Here is a 20335-nt window from a genome sequence, read left to right as displayed (position 1 = left end):
GAAAAGGACAGAATGATGCATCAGCAAGTTTATCACAGCCGTGAAATACAAGCATGGGAAGCGCGTTGGTTTGCTCAGCAAAATAGCACTTTTGGTTTAATGCAACAGGTGGCTTGGTCGATTGCGCAACACTTAAATATTTTGTTTCAACAAGCTTCTCCCCCAATTACTACTGTTGCGCTGTGGTGCGGTGCGGGAAATAATGCTGGTGATGGCTATTGTGTTGCTCATTATTTGCATCAATACGGTTATCAAGTCGAAATATTTGCAACTGAAGCAGGGCATTCTCAGCAGTTGAAGGCGGCAATTGAATTAGCACAGGCAGATCAACTCAAAATCCATCCACATTTTAATATCCAAAAGCGGTTTGATTGTCATATTGATGCATTGTTTGGTATTGGTTTAAATCGTGATTTGGATGATGCATTGCAATCGATTATTCAACACTATAATACCCAATCAGGTTTAAAAGTAGCCATTGATATTCCGAGCGGTTTAAGTGCCAATACAGGACAACCTTTACCTGTGGCGGTAAAAGCAGATCAAACATTGACTGTTTTAGGCCTTAAAGCGGGTTTGTTTACAGGACAAGGTCGAGAATATACGGGGCAAATTGAGCTCATTTCAGTCGTCCCAGTAGACTCGCAATTAAAAGCAGTCGCACAGTTGTCACCCAAACAGATCCAATTGCCACAACGCCAAGCGTTTGGTCATAAAGGCAGCTATGGGCATGTTTTGGTAGTTGGTGGGCATGCAGAGATGGGGGGAGCAGTCATGTTAGCTGCTGAATCTGCATTTAGTGCGGGTGCAGGAAAAGTCACGATTGTATGCCATGCCAAACATCACACTGCAATTCTGGCACGCTCTCCTAATATCATGCTGAGAGATATCAATGCTTTAAATGATTTAGATATTCAAGATTTATTAAGCCATGTGGATGCTGTTAGTTTTGGCATGGGTTTAGGACGTGATGCTTGGGCAAAACAACAATTTTCAAAATGGTTTTCACCTATTCAATTAAACCCACAGCTACAAGTGGTTTTAGATGCTGATGCTTTATGGTTTTTAGCTGAACAAGCTGTTCAACTCAATCAACGAACTTACCTGACCCCTCATCCTGGTGAGGCTGCTAAATTATTAAATTGCTCAGTGGCAGAAATTGAACATGATCGTATTGCTGCGATTCAAAAACTTCAGCAAAAATATTCAGGCCAGTGGGTACTTAAAGGTTCTGGAAGTTTGATTTTAGAAAAACATTTATGGATCTGTACTGCGGGGAATGCAGGCATGGGCACTGGTGGAATGGGGGATGTTCTTGCAGGAATGATTGCTAGTTTAAAAGCACAGTTTGATGAAAATATTCATTTACATGAAATTGTCACCTTGCATGCTTTGGCAGGTGATAGGCTCGCAAAAAACGGTATGCGCGGTTTACAGGCACAGCAAATGCGTGATGCTGTGTACTATGTGGTCAATCATTGTGAGGAGTGAGTTTGCGATGAAAGCGGTTAAATTGTTAATTCGTGGTAAAGTTCAAGCTGTAGGTTACCGTCGGTGGTTTGAAAAAGAAGCTTTACAATTGAATTTAAAAGGTTATGTGAAAAACCTAACTACAGGAGAGGTTGAAGCTGTTGTGATCGGAGATGAACAAGCGATTTTAAGTTTGATTCGTCATTGCTATGTTGGTCCGTTACGTGCTGAAGTGAGCAGTATTGAACAACAAAACCTTAATCATGGTTTAGACTATACTGATTTTAAGATGATTCGTTAAAGAGATTATTTAGAATAGCAACCACATACTGATATCAATCAATATTACATATGATGATCAACAAAATTTTATTAAGCTGTATTTTGATTTGCGGTATTCATACTGAGCTTGTCGCACAACCAGTAGATGCTGTGACGAATAAGAATAAGATTGCTTTAAAAAATTTGGACTTTAAAACTGTGATGAAGTCTTTTTATCAAAAACAGATCCAATATGTCAAAATCCCTCAATTAGATCAGAGTAACATACAGTATGTCGGGATTAAAAATCCCGAATATACCCATGTCTTTGATCGTGATGATGCTGTAATTGTATTTAGCCCTGCGAGTGCTTATCAAAATGCTCAAAATGAGTTGCGCTATCTTATAAGTACGACAGAAGTTTCGATAGATAAAAATAATGAACTACTAAACTTTTGTGGTGTATGCGCAACATTTACTAAAATCTACCTATTTAAGAAAAATGCTTTAGGTCAATTTGAGTTAGTGAGCCAGAGTCAGGATGAAAATAGTTGGATGAATGCAGATTTTAATTATTTGCCTTATCCGACTGAAAATATAGTTAAAAATATTCGAAAAATTGGTCCGAGAATAAAAGGCTATGTTGAAGAACAAGCCTATAGTCGACAAGGCTATTCAACGAGCACGCTCTATATCATCCCATTTGATGAAAACCCTGCAATGGTCAAATTGGAAGTTGCAGAAATTGGGAATGACAATGAAGTGACAGGAAGTGATAAAATCTACAATACACAAACTGATTATCGTTTTTTAAGCACTGAGCATGAGGGTTTGTACGATATTGAAATTCACTATTCTGGTACGCAACAAATCTATGTTGGTGATATCGCTAAAATTGTGCCTATAAATGAAACCCATGTTTATCAGTATAATGAAAAACAGCAGAAGTATATTCGAGTGAAATTACATGATTGATAAATATTTAGTTGTTGGAATTGTATTTGCTGCGTGTTTGGTATTGATTATTTATACCCAACTCGATAGTGGAAAAAAAGAAGATAAGTCTTTGTCATTTAAAGCAAAGTTGCAAAAAGAATTTCCAAGTTATACCATTCTTGAACGGAATCAAAATTTCATAATATGTCGAGAAGGGAGTAATCCACGTATCCCTGAAGAGTTGGTGTTGATTCGTGTTGATTCTGAACAGAAGAAAAATTTAAGAACTTCTGGAAAAATGTTAATTGCAACCTATACGAAGCAGCCCAGTATTCGTGAGATTCGAAAAGATACTTTGCTTTATTTAACTTGAGATGGGCTGTACCATCTCAATAAATAAAAACGCTTTGAATTCACCTTTATGACTGATATAGCTTGGGCTTAGACATGGGTAGAGCGAGGCGTTTTGGTGGAGTATATAAATTAACGTCGACGACTACTATTGCGACTCCGCCCACGAGCCATACCGCCTAAAGCATTCAGTACAGCTAGTTTGCTCATACTGCCAGAAGCATGGGCATGGCAAATTGCTGCAGCGAGTGCATCGGCAGCATCTTGTTGGGGTTGGATTGATAAGTTGAGTAACTTCATCACCATCAACTGAACTTGTTCTTTGTCTGCAGCACCATAGCCCACAACAGATTGTTTAATTTGACGAGCTGTATATTCTGCAACTTGTAAGTCTAAATTGACCAATGCGGCAATTGCAGCACCACGCGCTTGCCCAAGTTTTAAAGCAGAATCAGGGTTTTGTGCCATAAATACTTGCTCTACAGCAGCTTCTGTAGGGCCATGAAACTGAACAATGCGTTCAACTCCAGCAAAAATTCGTTTGAGTCGCTCAGGCATTTCAGTTGTTTCAGTGCGAATTGTACCAGCATCAACAAAAGTAAGTTTTTGACCATCTTTTTCAATGATGCCATAACCTGTTAAGCGTGAACCGGGGTCAATTCCAATAATTAAAGGCATAATACTGCTTATCGTAAGTCTTGCTTCAATTATATGATTCTAAAAATGAATTGTAAGTAAAATTTTCACTTAGTTGTATAATCAAAGTACACATCAGTATTATTTCCTATAAGCACAGTGCGAGGGTGCTCATTATTTGTAAAACCTTAGTCAATAAATTGCACAAATATACAAAATCGCTGTTAGAACACAAAATTACCCTTTAAAATTTTTTAACTGCCCATATAAATGATAGAAGCAACGAAATTCATTGTTTTTATATGTGAATTTTCAAGCTCACTTTTAACTTATCTTTGAGATGCCTTGTTTCGATGAAACTTTTTCCTATTATTTTAATTGGTACGATTCTTGAAATTGCTGTATGGATTGGTGTAGCCCAGTTCATTAGCGGTTGGTACGTATTTTTCTGGTTTATCATTGCTTTTGTAATTGGTTTAAACTTGTTGCGCTCAAGTACCGCAACAATTATGCCGCAATTACAACAAATGCAAATGACAGGAATGATGGGGAATGATCCTGCAATTGCCAAAAAAATGGCGACAGCATTTGCGGGTATTTTGTTGATGATTCCAGGTTTAATCACCGATGTCTTGGCGCTACTGGTTATTCTTCCACCTGTACAGAATGCAATTAAAAATGCTGGTATGAAATATATGGCGAAAAAGCAACAAGCCATGATGAACAATATGATGGGTGGAATGGGGGACATGGGTGGTGCTCAAGGTCAAAACCCATTTGCAGATTTGATGCGTCAAATGCAGGATATGCAAAACCAGCAATCTGGGCAACATCGTGATTCAACCATTATTGATGGTGAAGCGCATGAAGTTGAACCGCAGCATAAACAAATTGAATTGAAAGATATAAATAAAAAGTAAAATACAGTCTACGATGTTGAATAGAACGCCGAATCAATGATTCGGCTTTTTTATGCCTGAAATCATAGGGTCTGTGGACAATTCGTCTACGTTTGCGACTATGAGTTTTTTTAGGCGATACTAGGCACGAAATACGAAATTTAGTCATTCTAAATGATAAGAAACATCGTTTCGCAAGGTAACGACGTAGAGGCAAAAAACACGCTAGTCCCCGCTGCGCTTTGCGCTGCAAACAAAGCCGTGCTTTGTTCTTGCTCAGGGTTATGGCTAAAATTATCTCAGCCTTCGTTATGAAACTCGAAAATAGTCTCGCTATTCTCTTCATGCTTTACGACGTATACGTCTCATGCTCAATTTTAACCTACAACGCAAGCCATTTATGAAATGTCAACAAACCCTAAAGCAAGCATAATTTCTTAAACATATTTTTGATCAAACGATATAATCACTGAGTCACAATTTCTAAGATTTTATTATGTCGATGTTATTGACTATTTGTGCACTACACTTTGTTGCACAGTTGAGTCCTGGTCCAGATGTATTACTTGTCGCTAAAAGCTCAGCATCGACAACACGTGCCAATACTTTAAAAATCATTCTAGGCATCTCTGCCGGTGTGGTGGTATGGGTTGCTTTAACTTTGCTTGGTTTTACGGTTTTATTGGAACAATGGCCGTGGATTCAACAGGTCTTGATGCTGATCGGAGGCCTGTTCCTTGCCAAAATGGGCTATGCAATGTTGAGAGGCGGCATTGCAACACTTAAACAAAATACCAATTTAGATGGCGTGATCGAGCAGCCCCCTAAAAACTATTTTCTATTAGGGCTTTATACCAATTTAGCTAATCCTAAGATTGTGATTTATTTCAGTAGTGTTTTTTCATTGGCATTGAGTTCAACAGCAGGTGCAGATTTAAAACCGCAATTGGCAGTGATTATTCCCATTCAAACATTTTTAGTTTTCAGCCTATTGATGATGATCATGTCAATTCCTAAAATTAAGCGCATTTATCAAAAATCTGGAAGTTATATCGATATTGTTTCAGGAAGCTTTTTCTTATTATTTGCTATTTTCCTGTGGGTCGATGTTTTGAAAATGTTTTAATGGTCAGGATGTGGTTGAGATTTTAAAAGCTGTTCTTGTGACGGTTGATCATTGCGACTGTGGTTCGGATCTTGAGTGGTATACCGATGCGGATCTAAGGTTTTCATATTATTCTCAGATTGCGTGTATTTACGACTGCGATTTGCACGTTCTCTTAATCCGCCTTTTTTAATCAGCTGTACCAAAATAATCTCCAAAACAATTTCTTTCACTTCGTAGATTATAGCCTGAATCAGTGTGATACAGAATATTGAATGAATGATCCACAATTAGATGGTATTGATTTATAATCATTTATTTTTATTATATAAATTTAAGTTGTTGAATTTATATAAGAATATATTGAAACAAATTTGTCTTGTCAAAAGATGCGAATCATGTACACTAAAAAAAGAAACAGATTTTTTGCATTACATATATGGATATAATTGTAGTGTAATAATTAAAAACAATAATAGTGCCTAAAAGGAGATCTGAATATGATTCTACAATATCATTGTGCTTGTTGTGATGAAGCGGTCAGTTCAACACAAAAAGTTTGTCCAAAATGTGGCTCTCAACATATTAAAAGCCCATATGGATTATGGACGTTTTGTCTGGTTGCTTGTTTGATTGCAGCAGTAACGTTTAAAGTGGGACATATTTATTTGCAAAATCACAATACAGAAACCCCAGCACAAGTTTCTTTATTGAGTGTATTACAGCCAGATTCTAAATCAGATGGTCAATAATTCATGTAAGTGTAGATGGTAGGTTTAATTGTATAAAGGTTTGATTTTTTAAAAAACAATAAAATTAGATCATGCTAATGATTAAAATAAACAAACCATTAGAGCTGTTTTAAGTTATAAATATCGATAGGATATTTAACATATAGAAATTCAGTGGTGTAGAGGAGGAAAAATTTTGAGGTATTCATCCCGATAACATTAATTCAATAAAAAAGCTCGCATTTGCGAGCTTTTTTAGATTTAGATCTTAGGCTAGAATTACAAATTTGCAGAAGCTTTAAGCGCTTCAACTTTATCTGTCTTTTCCCAAGTAAATGCAGTATCTGAACCTTCTCGACCAAAATGGCCATAAGCAGCGGTTTGCTTATACATTGGTTGAATCAAGTCAAGCATACGGGTGATACCGTATGGACGTAAGTCAAAATGCTCACGAACCAATTGGATAATCAATTCATCAGATACTTTACCGGTATTAAATGTGTTGATCGAAATGGAAGTCGGCTCAGCAACACCAATTGCATAAGACACTTGAATTTCACATTTATCCGCCAAACCTGCTGCAACAATATTTTTTGCAACATAACGGCCTGCATACGCTGCAGAACGGTCAACTTTTGATGGGTCTTTACCCGAGAAAGCACCGCCACCATGACGCGCCATACCACCGTAAGTATCTACAATGATTTTACGACCGGTTAAACCACAGTCTCCCACTGGACCACCAATCACAAATAACCCTGTTGGGTTGATGTGAAATTTAGTACCTGCATGGAACATTTCAGCAGGGATAATTTTTTTCACGATTTCTTCAATCACAGCTTCTTTAAGATTGGCTTGCGAAATTTCAGGATCGTGCTGAGTTGAAAGAACAACTGCATCTAAGCGAACAGGTTTGCCATTTTCGTAGGCAAATGTTACTTGGCTCTTTGCATCTGGGCGTAACCACGGTAGTGCGCCGTTACGACGTAATTCAGCTTGTTTTTCCATTAAGCGATGTGCATATGAAATCGGTGCTGGCATTAACACATCAGTTTCACGGCTTGCATAACCAAACATTAAACCTTGGTCACCTGCACCTTGGTCTTCTGGTTTCTGACGGTCTACACCTTGTGCAATTTCAGGTGATTGTTTACCCACCATGTTAATCACAGCACAAGTTGAACCATCAAAACCTAAATCGGTATGGTGATAGCCAATTCCATTTACGGTATTGCGGACAATAGTTTCAAAATCGACATTTGCAGTCGTTGTAATTTCACCTGCAAGAACGACTGCACCAGTTTTTACTAATGTTTCGCATGCAACCCTAGCGTATGGGTCTTCTTTTAAGATTGCATCCAAGATAGCGTCACTGATTTGGTCAGCCATTTTATCTGGATGGCCTTCGCTCACAGATTCCGAAGTAAAAACAGCATACTCGCGCATGAAAGTCCTATCACAGTAATTTATAAAGACGCAATATGTTACATCGACTTCAGCCTGAGGACTAGCATTACCTGACTAAAATGCATGAATTAAATTCATTTTCATGTGTTTTTAATTGATATGCTCATGAGTAAAATTGATAAAAGATTGCGATTGGGTATTGTTTCTGGGCAAATCACCAAAAGTGTGGCAGTTTGAATTCAAGTTATCATGATTTTTTATCGCGTGAAACGCTTTAGCGAGATCTTGTTCTATTGAATAATGATCAGCATGAAATTTTCAAAATTTAGACTGAATTGGATGGTGAAAGAATGTCCGAATGTAACTGCATCGCTTAAACATAATCAAATTTGTTTTGCTGATGTTGAGATGTTCGATGTGAATAAGAAAAAAGACCGTTTTTAACGTTGATTTAAGACTATTCAGTATATTTTTTAATTAATTTGCAACCTAAGCGGATAAATATAGACTTAAGTCTTTACCCTGATCGCTTTTTTTAAGACAATACATCCCAGTTTTTGAATTTTCTATTCATCTTCCTATATTTTAATTTATTGGACTCTGATTTATGACAACCCCGCTGAATGAACGTCGTATAGCTAACGCAATTCGTGTATTGGCTATGGATGCTGTGCAAAAAGCTAATTCTGGACATCCAGGTGCTCCAATGGGGATGGCAGATATCGCTGATGTCGTATGGCGTGAATTTTTAAACCATAATCCAAGCAACCCACAATGGGCAAACCGCGACCGTTTTGTATTGTCAAATGGTCATGGTTCAATGTTGCAATATGCTTTGCTTCATTTAACGGGTTATGATCTTTCTATTGAAGATATTAAACAATTCCGCCAGTTACATTCTAAAACTCCTGGTCACCCAGAATTAGGTTATGCACCAGGGATTGAAACGACAACAGGTCCACTTGGTCAAGGTGTTGCCAATGCTGTAGGTTTTGCACTTGCTGAGAAAACTTTAGCAGCACAATTTAATAAAGAAGATATTCAAGTTGTAGATCACTTCACTTACTGTTTCTTGGGTGATGGTTGCTTAATGGAAGGTATTTCCCATGAAGCATGTTCACTTGCTGGAACATTAGGTCTTGGAAAACTCGTTGTTTATTATGATGACAACGGTATTTCTATTGATGGTGAAGTAGAAGGCTGGTTCTCTGATGATACAGAAGAACGCTTTAAAGCTTATGGTTGGCAAGTACTTCGTGCAGACGGTCATGATGCAGATGCAATTCGAGCTGCAACAGTTGCTGCGCGTGCAGAAAGCTCGAAACCAACGTTGATTATCTGCAAAACGATTATTGGTTTAGGTTCGCCAAACAAACAAGGTAAAGAAGATTGCCACGGTGCGCCACTAGGTAATGATGAAATTACATTAACTCGTGAAGCATTGGGCTGGAAAGAAGAGCCGTTTGTTATTCCTGCCGATGTTTATACAGCTTGGGATGCAAAAGCAAAGGGTTCAGCCTCAGAAGCTGCTTGGAATGACGTTTTTGCAACCTATGCTGCAAAATACCCAACAGAAGCGGCTGAGTTAAAACGCCGTGTCAATGGTGACTTGCCAGCAGAATTTTTGGCACAAGCGGATGCTTATATTGCTGAAGTGAATGCAAAAGGTGAAACCATTGCAACACGTAAAGCAAGCCAAAATGCGATTCAAGCATTTGCCCCTTTACTACCTGAAATCTTAGGTGGTTCTGCTGACTTGGCTGGTTCAAACCTTACACTTTGGAAAGGCGCGAAAGGGGTTGAGTCTGATCCTGCGGGTAACTATGTACATTATGGTGTGCGTGAGTTTGGTATGACTGCAATTGCCAATGGTGTAGCATTGCATGGTGGTTTCATTCCTTATGTAGCTACATTCCTTATGTTTATGGAATATGCTCGTAATGCAGTTCGTATGTCTGCATTGATGAAACAACGTGTGATCCATGTTTATACCCATGATTCGATTGGTCTAGGTGAAGACGGTCCAACACATCAACCTGTTGAGCAAATTGCATCTTTACGTGGTACACCAAATTTAAATACGTGGCGTCCATGCGACACAGTTGAAGCGTCTATTTCTTGGAAATCTGCTTTAACACGTAACGAAGGCCCTACAGCGTTAATTTTCTCTCGTCAAAACTTACCATTCCAAACACGTACTCAAGCTCAGATTGAGAATGTTGTGAAAGGTGGTTATGTATTGGCTGAAGAAAAAGGTGAATTAAAAGCGATCATCATTGCGACCGGTTCAGAAGTTTCATTGGCGATGGAAGCATATGCACAACTTGAGGGTGTGCGTGTGGTGTCTATGCCATGTGCGGAAGAATTTGTTAAGCAAGATGTTGCATATCGTGAAGCGGTATTACCATCAAATATCCGTGCACGTGTTGCAGTTGAAGCTGGACATGTAGATTACTGGTGGAAATTTGTAGGTTTAGACGGCAAAGTCATTGGTATGTCAACTTACGGTGAGTCTGCACCAGCCAAAGATTTGTTCCAATTCTTTGGTATTACCACAGAAGCAGTTGTTGGCGCTGTAAAAGAATTGACAGCTTAATTCTTACATTGTTTAAATATAAAACGCCCCAACAGGGGCGTTTTTTTACCTTTGTTAAATCTTTTAAAATAACAGACAATGGCTTTTTTTCCTTAAAACTGAATTATTAATTCTAGGGTAACAAGCTGGCAATTTTTTAAAAGCGAAATGGCAGCGTAACAGCAACAGTTAGAATAAAACCCCATCCACCTAAATCGAAAACTTTTGATACTGCAAGAGATGCAAAAGCTTGGGCCAAAGAACTTGAGGTCACCTTGAAAAATGAAAAGGTGCAAAATTTTAAACATATAGTTTTTAAAGATGCTCTGATTGAATATCGAGAAAATGTATCTATAAATAAAAAAGGTGCATCCCAAGAAATCACCAGAATAAATTACATCTTTAAAAAATATGGACTGTTCAAAGGCTTTGATAAATGTAGATAAAGAAATGCTTGTTAAATGGAGGGAATTGCGTTTAGAAACCGTTAAGGAGGGCAATTGTTCGCCGTGATCTAATAATGTTTCAAGGCTTCTTTGCATGGTGCATAGAAACAAAAATATGGTTAGGTAGTAACCCACTCAAGGATGCGTCCATACCTAAATAATCAGAGCATAGAGAGCGTGTTATTGCTGATTGGATTAATGATGATTCAAAAGTCTTAATCCCCAAGAAGAACAAGCATTGTTGTGAGATATCAGACAATGAAGCAAGAGCAGTACGGCGACTGATCTTAGATATGCAAGGTCAATCTGAAGCATTGGATGAATGGCTGGATGCTATAGTTGATCGATATTTTTATAGCAGTTCATGGCCCCAAATGGTTATTAAATCAGGTACAGTGGATATGCCAGTTATTGCTCGCGCAGAAAGGGATGCTTGTTTTGATGTGAAGTGTGGCTTAGATGCATTAAATGTGAGGTATCCATTTATTCAATATAAAGCACACTGCTTGACCCTGCACAGGGTATATGGCATATTTCTTGTTATAGTGGGCAAAGTTATGGTAATCCGCTAGATATTAAGCTCACTTTTAAGTGGGCTTTTTGCTTTTTAGAAATACAAATAAAAACAGATATTATAATACTGTAGAAAAATTGGAAATTATATGAGTAAACGGTGAGATCAGTAACCTAAGACCACTTTTATTTAGATAATTTAAAACACTATACTTAACTGTTGTTTATTAAAAAAATTTATATTCAAATTATATGGAAGTTTATTTACTCATTTCTATTTACTTTAATACGCATGAATATTGAAATTTATCTATGTTGCTTTTATTTTAAAACTAGAAGATGGAATAATTATTTGATTTATATAGGTTAAATATTTTACATATATTCTTGTTAATTATTTATTCAGGATGAGACAAGCTCAAAATTATTAAAAGGTAAAAAGATGAAAAATATATTAAGTGGCTTAGTGCTAGCATTTATGTCTAATCATATATATGCGGCTGTAACATGTGGTACGTCAACATCAACACTTCCTACTTTAAATAGTGTTTATAAATCAGGTGAGTTTAGAATTTTCTACTCATCAAATCCAAGTAATGCTGATTACATACCAAATCAAACTGATCTTAATAATAATGGTATTCCAGACTATGTTGAAAATGTAGCAATACAAGCTAATGCGACTACAGAAGCTTTAACTAGCCTTAGATTTGTTCATCCTTTAAATAGTGAACGATACGCGGGTGCGGCAAAATTCATTGATATCCATTTAACAGCTTTAACTGGCAATGGTGTAGCGTATGAAAATCCTTCAATATTTATTAATAAACCAACCAAAGAAGGTAAATGTGCTCTTAACATATATATTCGAAATAATATTGAGAGTTTTACTGGAGATTATTGGGTTACAGGAACGCACGAAATTTTTCATCTTTATCAATATGACTATAATCAATTTAAAGGTGGCTGGTACCTTGAAGGAATGGCTAAATGGCTGAAAGTCTTTTGCAATCGGGTACTCAAAATGGAGATGGCCTAACTCCATTGCCAAAAGAACAAAAAAAATTAACAGCAGAGGTTTATGAAGTACCATACAATCAATTATGGAGTCGATTAGCCGTACTTTCTGATACAACAAATGGTCAACTAAATCTTCCGCCAAATTTAATAAACCGAACATACCTAGATGGCACAAAGGTGTTTAAGGATGACAAGTTAAAAGGTTATTTATTTATTAAGAAAACTTTAGAAAGTTTGAAAATTAAATCAGATCAAATTTCTTCACAAAATGGTCGGAATCCTCATAATTGGGACGAAATAGATCAGTCTAATCCTGCTAATAGAACATTAATGTTAAAGGCAATCCAAGATTCAATGTTGCAATTTGGGATGAATCAAACAACAGAAGAACAAGAATTTTTACTTTTACAGTAAGAATATGATTTTCAATAGTTTTAAATTTAAAGCTCACTTTTAGTGGGCTTTTTTATTTTCTAAAGCTTATAAATTATAATTCAATTAACAGGCTGAATTTAGTAGTATCGACCTAGAGTTCATTGCATTGAGATAATCATGAAAAATAAATATTTATTTCTATTTGTCATATTTATTTGTATTGGTTTTTTTATTTTATTAGTTAAAGGTGAATTACAATTATCTCAATCTGGCGGTATTGAAAAGGAATGTATAGGAGTAAATATTCCTGAGAGTGTAAAATATACAAAGTCCCGACAATATTGTACTTGTTTCAATAATCAGCTTAATTATAAAGATAGCAGTAGTGCTCAAAGTTTTTGTTTAAATAAAATTAACTAAAAATAAATTTTATCCGTCAAATAGTTTGATGGATTCACCATGACCGCCGAAAGGCGGTTTTTTATGTCAGGAGAAAATGAATGACACGTGAAGAACGCCAACATTATGTAGATGTAATTAAAGCCCTCTACAAAACCTCTATTTCAGTTGATGAAGTCAAATTTCAGATGAAGTAGTAGATATTGTAGATACAATTCTTTATGCAATTCGAAATTGCACTATGAATCTTGGCATTTTTATTTCTATTGTTAATGATGTTACTTCTGAAATAGACTTCTTTCATAACTCACTTTTACTCAGTTCTAAATTATAAATTCCTGCAATAAAATTGAACCTTAAGACAAACTTTTTCCATCTATTTCGATATCGCTCTGCAAGGATTTTGAAAGTCTTTAATGTTCCAAATACATGCTCAATCCCTATTCTTCTTTTATTAATTTCTCGATTATATGTTTTTAGTAAAGGATCTAATTCACAACGTTTTTTAGCCTTGCACGGTAACAAGCTATTGGGATATATAGTATAAATCCCTTGATAACCTTTATCTTCCAGAATAAATGAATTTGTTGGGACTAAATGCAGATTGCGTTTGAACAGTTCAAAGTCATGTACAGCGCCTTTGCTCATGCATAAACTTAGTATTTGCTGAGTTTTACAGTGAATGATCGCTTGTACTTTAAGCGTATGAGTCTTTTTCTTACCACTATAGCTTTTTTTCTGTTTTTTTAGGCCTTTGAATTGGAGTTTCAGTAGCATCTACAATCACCACATTCCAGTCTATACCTTCACCTTCGGGGATATCTTTGGGTAAATTAAACAAACCTGACTGGATTAAACTAACTTCAACTTGACGAACAATTCTGGAAGCTGTTGGCTCTGATACACCGTAACTTGCAGCAACATGAAATAAGGTTCGGTATTCTCTCCAATAGCTTAAACAGAGTAGTACTTGATCTTCAAGACACAGTTTCGGTGGTCTGCCTTTAGATGGAATTTGCATCTGCATTTGTTCAACCATTAGAGAAAATGTTGAACGAGATATGCCTGTATAACGCTTAAACTGGGAATCAGAAAGCTTTGTTAAGTTGAGATATTTCATATACAGATTATGCTTGAAAATCTTAAATTTTAATCTATTTTTTGACAAGTTCATCAATACTCAATAATGTAATTTTTTATTTATATATTAGTTTAAAAGTAATAATTGTTTATCCTTAATCAGATTGAACTTATAATTTTGCTTTATTTTTTTAGGATCAAAAGTGAAAATTTATAAGGGATTTCTTAATCTCATTGGTTGCACATGTTTAATCATCAGCTCTTCAGTGATAGCAAAAACAAGCATTAGTGTTTTTTCACCTAAAAAAGGTGTGATTTGTGATAAATATATTTGTGCTGATAAGAAAGGTGTATCAAAATCCCTTACGGCCAAATATTTAGGGACTAAGAAAGCGAGTAAAGCTTTTTCACAAAGCAATTTTGACACATCAGCATTTACACTTTCTAATGGGGTATTTTGTGATACAAATACAAAAAGATGTCATGTAGATCGATATTTTGAGAACGGACATAGAAGTAAAGTTGATAAAAGCATGACTGATAAGCTTTTTAATTATAAATAGTTCTTTGTCATAAATAACTTAAAGAGCTCGTCTAAAGGTGAGCTCTTTTATGATCGAAATGTGGAAATTAACCAATATAATATTCTTAGCAAAAAAGAAAACCATAAAATAAACCAAGAACAAGGCCGTTACAAAAGGCAAAGCAAATTTAATTTGAAGTTAATGGGCACAAATTGGAACAGATGAAATTTTCTGATTGAAAAGAACCCAATATATAGAAATTATTTTGAGTGAACATAAAATTTTAAAAGAAATAATCATTGAAATTTGTATATTCCCATGATTATGAAATCAATTATTCAATAAATTTTTGTTATCTGATATGAAACAAAATAAGAATGATTATCTACATCAAATTAGATATGATAAGGGCAACTATTAATTTATCAATATAGATGAAATTACAAAAGACAATTGTAGAAATTTTATAACTTTAAAGGACTATGGATTGCATATTTCAAAGATTGTATTTAAGAGTTGAATAAATAATACATGTAAGATTTTTATAATTATAAAACTGTTGATTACAGTTAATAAAGTATCAGAAAAATCATTATGAATTACATTAGTCGTCATAATTGATATAAATAAGACCAAAATTAAAACATAGAATTTGCTATTAAGATATTGATTTGTCATGAAAAACTCATTCTTTAATTGTTATATTGTAACATTTATCTCTAGAGACTTGTATATTAGATATGTCATGAAATGAAAAGAATTATTTATTTGTAGAAATAATAAAGCAAAAATAATCGTAAGTGTAAGTTAATAAATGAAATTTTAACATTAAATTTTAATAACTATAAGCATTTATGAAGAACTTTTATAAATAAAATTAATATATATATAAGAAAACTTGATTATTTTTGTTTTGGGTGTACAATAAACTTAACTAGAAAAAGTCATGTTTGGTAAATTTTCTCTAAGTACCGCAGTATTAGTCATAATCCTTCGTTTTTTTCAGATTTTAAGCTCCATTCTTTATTATTTCGATGTTACAGAATAGTCAATAAAATGGCTAAATTTTTAAAAAATAGGATTTATTATGTCTAATTCAAATGTTATGAAAGGTACTGTTAAGTGGTTTAATGAAGCCAAGGGTTTTGGTTTTATTCAGCCAGAATCAGGTCCAGATGTTTTTGCTCACTTTAGCGAAATCGCTAGCTCTGGCTTCAAAACTCTTGCTGAAGGTCAACCCGTTGAATTCAGTATTGCACAAGGTCAAAAAGGCCCAAATGCTATAAATATTGTTGCTGTATAAGTAATTGTAAATAGTAAAAAGAAAAGCACTAATTAGTGCTTTTTATTTTCTCTTAAAATTAATTTTAAGATTGTTAATAAGTTTAAATTTAGGATGTAAATTGTTAAAAATAAATGATTTAATTGCAAAATCTAAAAATGGTACAGAAATTCTTGTGTCTTTGATTCCTCTAAATAAAATACAAAACACACGTGAAGGCTTTGAAACAGTAGAGGTTGGAAAAAGAGTTCTTCTTTCCTCTGGAATTGAAGTTGATTTGAATTTAGATGGACGGACCTTCTATGCCTCTTTAAATCAACTATTTAAATTAAATGATAGAGTTATTTAAAAAACTCAATTAGTTACTGAAAACTTAGGTGGATTCTTCATTTCTGCCAAAATTTTATTAGGATATCGTAATGCTTAAACATAGTATCAGTGTTAAAGACCAGTTTGGAATTAAATATCTCATTCAGGCAACCGTGGATAATTATTTCGCTAATACCCAATGTTTTTCAAATTTAAAATACATTACAGTTGAAGGCGAAGACATACGACCGAGTTTTGAAATGTTTTTTCAAAGTAAGCTCACTTGTAAAATTTTTAAAATTGATAAAATCTCTTAGTTATAATGAATTTAGTGTTTTAAAGGGGATGAAGAGCAAATACCTTAATTAAAGTGGAAGCAGGTATTTACATCGCTTATTTCAACTTGCATTTTAAAAATATTAGTGTATTTATAACGTATTCAAATTTATTTGAAATTTGTTATTTCCGTGAAAGTGCAACAAAATTGCAACATTCTAAATTATTTAATTGATTTATAAGCAAATTATTTGCCCCAATTGGGGCGGTTTTATTTTGTGAACTTGGTTTGTAAATTAACTAAATTTTAGTAGCAGTTTTTTGCAATAGGTATATAGTTGTGCCATTCATTGGGTATTCATGAAACATGGTGATACATATCCCATAAGTGAGGAAAATATGAGCCTTTATGAACAAATTAGTGATGAAATTACCTTGATGGATGCAGGTGAGCAAAAGTGGATTGGGCAGGATTTGCCGCTTGAATCTATGGTTGCTGTTGAGTTACTGCTACAAGATTTTCAAGAAGATAAGTTGATTAAGATCCGCCGTAAAAACCATGAAAAGCACTCTGGTTTAAAACAGGTTGATCGTGTCTTGGTTGAGAAGTTATAAGTTTAAAAGCCCCGTAAGGGGCTTTGATATTTTAGAAATATTTTGCAGAACAATCGTACAAAAACTGACTCAAGTAAATTAGTTATAAATAAAACTTTGATAATTCAAATGATATTAACCTAGAAAATTTAAGATAAACGATCCATCATATTTTTAATACGTTTTTCAGCATCGCCCAATGAAATATCATGATAAAAATCATCTACAAATGGATGTTCCTTAGCGAGATATGGAATCAAAATAGTTCTTAAATTACCAGTTTGGGTATGAACAGACATCAGTGTCGAAGAATCACCAAATTTATATTCAGAAAGAAAATTACACAGCGACCAAAAAAGTGATTTCATGATTTTCTTTATTAAAATGATCTTAATAATCTTGAAAACTTTTTTCACCTACAAATACCCATAAGCCAAATTCGAGCTCACAACAACGATTAATAACTTTTTTTAAATACAAGGTATAAAATGGTTAACTTGATCATGGTGTGTAATCACACAAAAGTCATTATGGATAACAGCTAGATTACTTTTAGCTTCCACGGAAAGAATTGCAAAATAATTGGGATTAGAAAAACAAAGTGTAGGCCATACGGATTGATGTAATTACCAACATTTTTGACAGGACGTTTTGTATCATATTTTTACGCTACTATTATGAATATGTGCTTGTCCTATGCTTAGCATTTAGCATTCAATTCCCAACTCTGTTTGAATTTGAATATTTGAAGTCAATAATTTATGAACAGGACAACTTTCTGTAACTTTAAGCAGGCGTTTATGTTGCTACTCGGTGAAATCACCTTTAAGAAAAATTTTCCTTGAAATATTATTCTCAACTAGTTCAGGGTTTAAAGCTCAATCTAATTGTACATGTTCAATTTTAGCCCTTTATGATTTGAATACATTTCTAAGTTGCTCACAGTACAAGCAGATTATGTAGATAATAGAAATTAAATCGGATTCTGTGCTGTATCTTGAACACCCTTATCGCTAGGTTTATCGGCATACCATGTATGTCCTTGGGGGTGGGTGAGTGTCACACGATAAGGTGTCTGTGTACTTTCTACTTGAGCAAGATTTGCCATAAAATGTTCATCAGATAAAAATAGACCAGTATCATCAATATAAAATTTTCGGAAAAGTTTTCAGTTTAATTTATTGCTTTATAAATTTTAGATTTGAATGTGACCTATGGTCAATGTTTTTCTTAATTACTTTTTAAAAAATAAATAATTATAAAACAAAGTCTTGTTTTGTTTTTTTAGGGTTGGATTAAGTTTTTAAAATGGTCATTATAGAATCGTTGCATATATGCAACATATCGTATTATCAATAACAGTGAATTTATACGGGAAGTGTATACACTAATATCCATTCGATAGCGAGAATATAAAGATGAACTTTAAAGCATTAACATTGGGTTTGGCCGTAGCATCAGTTACAACTTTCAGTATGGCAAAGCCTGTAGATTACAAAATTGATCCAACACATACTGCAACAGTATTTACTTGGAATCATTTCGGTTTTTCAACACCTTCAGCAAACTTCAGTGACATTCAAGGTACGATCTCTGTTGATAATGCAAAACCAGCAGACTCATCTGTCAATGTAACTATTCCATTAGCTAGTTTAAATACCAATGTAGCAGCATTAGACCAACATTTAAAAAAGGCAGATTTCTTTGATGCTGAAAAGTATCCAAATATCACTTTTAAAAGTACTAAAGTTCAAGCTTTAGGTAAAAATAAATACAAAATCACAGGTAATTTAACTGTGAAAGATGTGACTAAACCAGTTATTTTAGATGCTGTTTTAAACAAACAAGGTGAACATCCAATGACTAAAGCGCAGTCAATTGGTTTCAATGCAACGACATCATTTGACCGTTCAGCATTTGGTGTTGGAGCATACGTGCCAAATGTAGGTGATAAAATTACTGTAAATATTACAACAGAAGCGTCTGTAGCAAAGTAATATTTAAATAGATCAAAGGCTTATAAGGTGGATATAACTTGCTTTATAGGCCTTTTTTATCGCCTAGATAAAAGTTGCATCAATCTAATCAGTACGGATATCTAAATATTCAATATAACCAGTACCTTCAACTGGACTCCCTTTGAATGTACCTTTGTATTGATAGCTTCCTGCATAGCCTCCAGCCATGCCATATTGAAAATCTGCATTTGTTAGACCATCAATACGTATTAACGAATTTCCATTATTATCATTCACGCACCATGAGAAAGTACGAGGTAAACGCATTGATAAACCATTCGGTGTTATAACACGTTGAGCTTGAAATGCATGGACATTAAAATTAAATCCATTTGAATGAATACTGCCATGATCATCTGTAGAACGAATATATACTCGACGTTGCAATACAAGATTTAATGGGCCAAGAACTTCGACAAGTAGGACTTGAGTTTTCTCATCGATATTTAAAATATGATAAGTAAAATAATTGATATATAAATTTACATCTACTGCACGAGCATATTCATAAGTACAAAGTCCTTGAACTGAGGTTTTCTTACCTTGATATTCAAGAAATCCTTCATATGTACATAATAATGCCCAGTGATCATATAAACCTAATGACATTTGTGCAAAATGTGCAATTTTATCAGTCGCACGAATCTTTAAATCAAAATTGAAATCATGACCTTCACGATGCGCATGAAAATTTGGATATGTGCCTTTTAATAACAAGTCATTCCCAAATTTTAAGGATGAACCATTACTTTCCAATTTACAGTCATTTTCTACACTATAGCCATTAAAGTGTTTGTCTGTACCCACTGCTGTGCCTATTAATACATTTGCTGTATCAAGCGCAGTGGTTTGGATCAAATGTTGATTTCTAAAAATTTTTACACGTGGTTGACCAACCACGATTAAAAGATTCAAAAAATTAAATGGTGCATTAAGATTCGGAATCATAACCCCATAATGAACGCAAGAATATTTTCCTCGTGGTGTATGCGTTGGCGTATTCACCTCAAAAGGTTTTCCGTTGATTGTCTCTGAACAATCGATAAAATTATGTAAAAACTTTGGCGCAGCAATGTGTTTGGGTAATAATCGTTTCATCTAAATGATCCTTAATACTTTATTTGTTAA

26 protein-coding genes and 1 pseudogene are annotated in these 20335 nt (G+C 34.6%); 19 read left to right on the top strand and 8 right to left on the bottom strand.

What is annotated here, in order from left to right:
• Window positions 1–15 precede the first annotated feature (15 nt).
• The 4 genes from ACG916_RS09085 to ACG916_RS09070 are packed head-to-tail and all read left to right on the top strand — an operon-like array spanning window position 16 to window position 3040.
• Entirely contained in the window at window positions 16–1491 is a 1476-nt protein-coding gene (locus ACG916_RS09085; RefSeq protein WP_336954242.1) for an NAD(P)H-hydrate dehydratase, read from the top strand.
• A gap of 7 nt (window positions 1492–1498) precedes the next feature.
• The gene (locus tag ACG916_RS09080; protein WP_336954241.1) at window positions 1499–1771 is read left to right on the top strand and encodes an acylphosphatase; all 273 of its coding nucleotides are present in this window, start codon (window positions 1499–1501) and stop codon (window positions 1769–1771) included.
• A gap of 50 nt (window positions 1772–1821) precedes the next feature.
• Window positions 1822–2706 carry a hypothetical protein gene (locus ACG916_RS09075; RefSeq protein WP_419327787.1) on the top strand — a complete coding sequence of 295 codons (885 nt, stop codon included), beginning with the start codon at window positions 1822–1824 and terminating at the stop codon, window positions 2704–2706.
• Window positions 2699–3040: a hypothetical protein gene (locus ACG916_RS09070; protein ID WP_419327788.1), complete on the top strand. Its 342-nt coding sequence runs from the start codon at window positions 2699–2701 to the stop codon at window positions 3038–3040. Before ACG916_RS09075 ends, ACG916_RS09070 begins: the two co-directional genes overlap by 8 nt.
• A gap of 110 nt (window positions 3041–3150) precedes the next feature.
• Here ACG916_RS09070 and ruvC read toward each other — a convergent pair whose 3' ends face one another.
• A complete protein-coding gene (ruvC, locus tag ACG916_RS09065) occupies window positions 3151–3696 on the bottom strand; it encodes a crossover junction endodeoxyribonuclease RuvC (protein WP_336954237.1) in 546 nt (181 codons plus the stop codon).
• A gap of 311 nt (window positions 3697–4007) precedes the next feature.
• On the opposite strand from ruvC, the gene ACG916_RS09060 reads away from it, so the two are divergent.
• Window positions 4008–4574: an FxsA family protein gene (locus ACG916_RS09060; RefSeq protein WP_336954236.1), complete on the top strand. Its 567-nt coding sequence runs from the start codon at window positions 4008–4010 to the stop codon at window positions 4572–4574.
• 475 nt (window positions 4575–5049) lie between these two features.
• Window positions 5050–5679, top strand: a complete 630-nt coding sequence (locus ACG916_RS09055; protein WP_166782296.1) for a LysE family transporter — start codon at window positions 5050–5052, stop codon at window positions 5677–5679.
• On the opposite strand, the gene ACG916_RS09050 is transcribed toward ACG916_RS09055, so the two are convergent.
• Complete coding sequence (locus tag ACG916_RS09050; protein ID WP_336954290.1) at window positions 5676–5864, bottom strand: hypothetical protein; 189 nt, start codon at window positions 5862–5864, stop codon at window positions 5676–5678. The genes ACG916_RS09055 and ACG916_RS09050 overlap by 4 nt on opposite strands.
• A gap of 294 nt (window positions 5865–6158) precedes the next feature.
• Between ACG916_RS09050 and ACG916_RS09045 the strand changes: the two genes are divergently transcribed.
• Complete coding sequence (locus ACG916_RS09045; RefSeq protein WP_336954235.1) at window positions 6159–6410, top strand: hypothetical protein; 252 nt, start codon at window positions 6159–6161, stop codon at window positions 6408–6410.
• A 258-nt stretch (window positions 6411–6668) separates the two neighbouring features.
• On the opposite strand, the gene metK is transcribed toward ACG916_RS09045, so the two are convergent.
• A complete protein-coding gene (gene metK / locus ACG916_RS09040; RefSeq protein WP_004719464.1) occupies window positions 6669–7835 on the bottom strand; it encodes a methionine adenosyltransferase in 1167 nt (388 codons plus the stop codon).
• Between the two features lie 270 nt (window positions 7836–8105).
• On the opposite strand from metK, the gene ACG916_RS09035 reads away from it, so the two are divergent.
• The 6 genes from ACG916_RS09035 to ACG916_RS09010 all read left to right on the top strand — a co-directional run bounded on the left by ACG916_RS09035 (window position 8106) and on the right by ACG916_RS09010 (window position 13145).
• Window positions 8106–8240: a hypothetical protein gene (locus ACG916_RS09035; protein ID WP_419327789.1), complete on the top strand. Its 135-nt coding sequence runs from the start codon at window positions 8106–8108 to the stop codon at window positions 8238–8240.
• A gap of 163 nt (window positions 8241–8403) precedes the next feature.
• Window positions 8404–10392, top strand: coding sequence for a transketolase (tkt, locus tag ACG916_RS09030; protein WP_419327790.1), 1989 nt, complete (start codon window positions 8404–8406; stop codon window positions 10390–10392).
• 718 nt (window positions 10393–11110) lie between these two features.
• Complete coding sequence (locus ACG916_RS09025; protein ID WP_336954232.1) at window positions 11111–11389, top strand: hypothetical protein; 279 nt, start codon at window positions 11111–11113, stop codon at window positions 11387–11389.
• Window positions 11390–11772: 383 nt separating this feature from the next.
• Window positions 11773–12369 (top strand): hypothetical protein, encoded by a 597-nt coding sequence (locus ACG916_RS09020; protein WP_336954231.1) that lies wholly within the window; start codon window positions 11773–11775, stop codon window positions 12367–12369.
• On the top strand, window positions 12321–12764 hold the full coding sequence (locus ACG916_RS09015; RefSeq protein ID WP_336954230.1) for a hypothetical protein: 444 nt from the start codon (window positions 12321–12323) through the stop codon (window positions 12762–12764). The genes ACG916_RS09020 and ACG916_RS09015 overlap by 49 nt, the downstream gene beginning before the upstream one ends.
• 138 nt (window positions 12765–12902) lie before the next feature.
• Window positions 12903–13145 carry a hypothetical protein gene (locus ACG916_RS09010; protein WP_336954229.1) on the top strand — a complete coding sequence of 81 codons (243 nt, stop codon included), beginning with the start codon at window positions 12903–12905 and terminating at the stop codon, window positions 13143–13145.
• 279 nt (window positions 13146–13424) lie between these two features.
• Here the strand turns inward: ACG916_RS09010 and ACG916_RS09005 are convergent, their stop codons facing one another.
• Window positions 13425–13901, bottom strand: a complete 477-nt coding sequence (locus tag ACG916_RS09005) for a transposase family protein (protein ID WP_336954228.1) — start codon at window positions 13899–13901, stop codon at window positions 13425–13427.
• Complete coding sequence (locus ACG916_RS09000) at window positions 13849–14244, bottom strand: transposase family protein (protein ID WP_419327791.1); 396 nt, start codon at window positions 14242–14244, stop codon at window positions 13849–13851. Before ACG916_RS09000 ends, ACG916_RS09005 begins: the two co-directional genes overlap by 53 nt.
• Window positions 14245–14437: 193 nt before the next feature.
• Here ACG916_RS09000 and ACG916_RS08995 point away from each other — a divergent pair, with 193 nt between their 5' ends.
• The 5 genes from ACG916_RS08995 (at window position 14438) to ACG916_RS08975 (ending at window position 17210) form a co-directional block, all read left to right on the top strand.
• Window positions 14438–14767: a YcgJ family protein gene (locus tag ACG916_RS08995; RefSeq protein ID WP_419327821.1), complete on the top strand. Its 330-nt coding sequence runs from the start codon at window positions 14438–14440 to the stop codon at window positions 14765–14767.
• A gap of 1048 nt (window positions 14768–15815) precedes the next feature.
• Entirely contained in the window at window positions 15816–16031 is a 216-nt protein-coding gene (locus tag ACG916_RS08990; RefSeq protein ID WP_336954225.1) for a cold-shock protein, read from the top strand.
• Between the two features lie 100 nt (window positions 16032–16131).
• Complete coding sequence (locus tag ACG916_RS08985; RefSeq protein WP_419327792.1) at window positions 16132–16359, top strand: hypothetical protein; 228 nt, start codon at window positions 16132–16134, stop codon at window positions 16357–16359.
• A gap of 70 nt (window positions 16360–16429) precedes the next feature.
• A complete protein-coding gene (locus ACG916_RS08980) occupies window positions 16430–16636 on the top strand; it encodes a hypothetical protein (RefSeq protein ID WP_419330382.1) in 207 nt (68 codons plus the stop codon).
• 358 nt (window positions 16637–16994) lie between these two features.
• Window positions 16995–17210, top strand: a complete 216-nt coding sequence (locus ACG916_RS08975) for a hypothetical protein (RefSeq protein ID WP_336954222.1) — start codon at window positions 16995–16997, stop codon at window positions 17208–17210.
• 128 nt (window positions 17211–17338) lie between these two features.
• On the opposite strand, the gene ACG916_RS08970 is transcribed toward ACG916_RS08975, so the two are convergent.
• Together ACG916_RS08970 and ACG916_RS08965 are read right to left on the bottom strand one after the other, a co-directional pair.
• Window positions 17339–17557 (bottom strand): hypothetical protein, encoded by a 219-nt coding sequence (locus ACG916_RS08970; protein ID WP_336954221.1) that lies wholly within the window; start codon window positions 17555–17557, stop codon window positions 17339–17341.
• 339 nt (window positions 17558–17896) lie between these two features.
• Window positions 17897–18297, bottom strand: a pseudogene (locus ACG916_RS08965) (OsmC family protein).
• 310 nt (window positions 18298–18607) lie between these two features.
• Between ACG916_RS08965 and ACG916_RS08960 the strand changes: the two are divergent.
• Window positions 18608–19186 (top strand): YceI family protein, encoded by a 579-nt coding sequence (locus ACG916_RS08960; RefSeq protein ID WP_419327794.1) that lies wholly within the window; start codon window positions 18608–18610, stop codon window positions 19184–19186.
• 84 nt (window positions 19187–19270) lie between these two features.
• On the opposite strand, the gene ACG916_RS08955 is transcribed toward ACG916_RS08960, so the two are convergent.
• On the bottom strand, window positions 19271–20305 hold the full coding sequence (locus ACG916_RS08955) for a DUF6670 family protein (protein WP_419327795.1): 1035 nt from the start codon (window positions 20303–20305) through the stop codon (window positions 19271–19273).
• Window positions 20306–20335: the final 30 nt, after the last annotated feature.

It is taken from the genome of Acinetobacter legionensis, from assembly GCF_048552295.1.
GTDB lineage: Bacteria > Pseudomonadota > Gammaproteobacteria > Pseudomonadales > Moraxellaceae > Acinetobacter.
The sequence above is the reverse complement of the archived record's forward strand: the minus strand, read 5'-3'. Positions and strand labels throughout refer to the sequence as shown.

Bases quoted from the DNA above. Each gene is read 5' to 3' on its own strand.
- ACG916_RS09085 (WP_336954242.1), top strand. From the start codon at position 16: ATGCATCAGCAAGTTTATCACAGCCGTGAAATACAAGCATGGGAAGCG.
- ACG916_RS09080 (WP_336954241.1), top strand. From the start codon at position 1,499: ATGAAAGCGGTTAAATTGTTAATTCGTGGTAAAGTTCAAGCTGTAGGT.
- ACG916_RS09075 (WP_419327787.1), top strand. From the start codon at position 1,822: ATGATGATCAACAAAATTTTATTAAGCTGTATTTTGATTTGCGGTATT.
- ACG916_RS09070 (WP_419327788.1), top strand. From the start codon at position 2,699: ATGATTGATAAATATTTAGTTGTTGGAATTGTATTTGCTGCGTGTTTG.
- ruvC (WP_336954237.1), bottom strand. From the start codon at position 3,696: ATGCCTTTAATTATTGGAATTGACCCCGGTTCACGCTTAACAGGTTAT.
- ACG916_RS09060 (WP_336954236.1), top strand. From the start codon at position 4,008: ATGAAACTTTTTCCTATTATTTTAATTGGTACGATTCTTGAAATTGCT.
- ACG916_RS09055 (WP_166782296.1), top strand. From the start codon at position 5,050: ATGTCGATGTTATTGACTATTTGTGCACTACACTTTGTTGCACAGTTG.
- ACG916_RS09045 (WP_336954235.1), top strand. From the start codon at position 6,159: ATGATTCTACAATATCATTGTGCTTGTTGTGATGAAGCGGTCAGTTCA.
- metK (WP_004719464.1), bottom strand. From the start codon at position 7,835: ATGCGCGAGTATGCTGTTTTTACTTCGGAATCTGTGAGCGAAGGCCAT.
- ACG916_RS09035 (WP_419327789.1), top strand. From the start codon at position 8,106: ATGAAATTTTCAAAATTTAGACTGAATTGGATGGTGAAAGAATGTCCG.
- tkt (WP_419327790.1), top strand. From the start codon at position 8,404: ATGACAACCCCGCTGAATGAACGTCGTATAGCTAACGCAATTCGTGTA.
- ACG916_RS09025 (WP_336954232.1), top strand. From the start codon at position 11,111: ATGCAAGGTCAATCTGAAGCATTGGATGAATGGCTGGATGCTATAGTT.
- ACG916_RS09020 (WP_336954231.1), top strand. From the start codon at position 11,773: ATGAAAAATATATTAAGTGGCTTAGTGCTAGCATTTATGTCTAATCAT.
- ACG916_RS09015 (WP_336954230.1), top strand. From the start codon at position 12,321: ATGGCTGAAAGTCTTTTGCAATCGGGTACTCAAAATGGAGATGGCCTA.
- ACG916_RS09010 (WP_336954229.1), top strand. From the start codon at position 12,903: ATGAAAAATAAATATTTATTTCTATTTGTCATATTTATTTGTATTGGT.
- ACG916_RS09005 (WP_336954228.1), bottom strand. From the start codon at position 13,901: ATGCTACTGAAACTCCAATTCAAAGGCCTAAAAAAACAGAAAAAAAGC.
- ACG916_RS09000 (WP_419327791.1), bottom strand. From the start codon at position 14,244: ATGAAATATCTCAACTTAACAAAGCTTTCTGATTCCCAGTTTAAGCGT.
- ACG916_RS08990 (WP_336954225.1), top strand. From the start codon at position 15,816: ATGTCTAATTCAAATGTTATGAAAGGTACTGTTAAGTGGTTTAATGAA.
- ACG916_RS08980 (WP_419330382.1), top strand. From the start codon at position 16,430: ATGCTTAAACATAGTATCAGTGTTAAAGACCAGTTTGGAATTAAATAT.
- ACG916_RS08975 (WP_336954222.1), top strand. From the start codon at position 16,995: ATGAGCCTTTATGAACAAATTAGTGATGAAATTACCTTGATGGATGCA.
- ACG916_RS08970 (WP_336954221.1), bottom strand. From the start codon at position 17,557: ATGAAATCACTTTTTTGGTCGCTGTGTAATTTTCTTTCTGAATATAAA.
- ACG916_RS08960 (WP_419327794.1), top strand. From the start codon at position 18,608: ATGAACTTTAAAGCATTAACATTGGGTTTGGCCGTAGCATCAGTTACA.
- ACG916_RS08955 (WP_419327795.1), bottom strand. From the start codon at position 20,305: ATGAAACGATTATTACCCAAACACATTGCTGCGCCAAAGTTTTTACAT.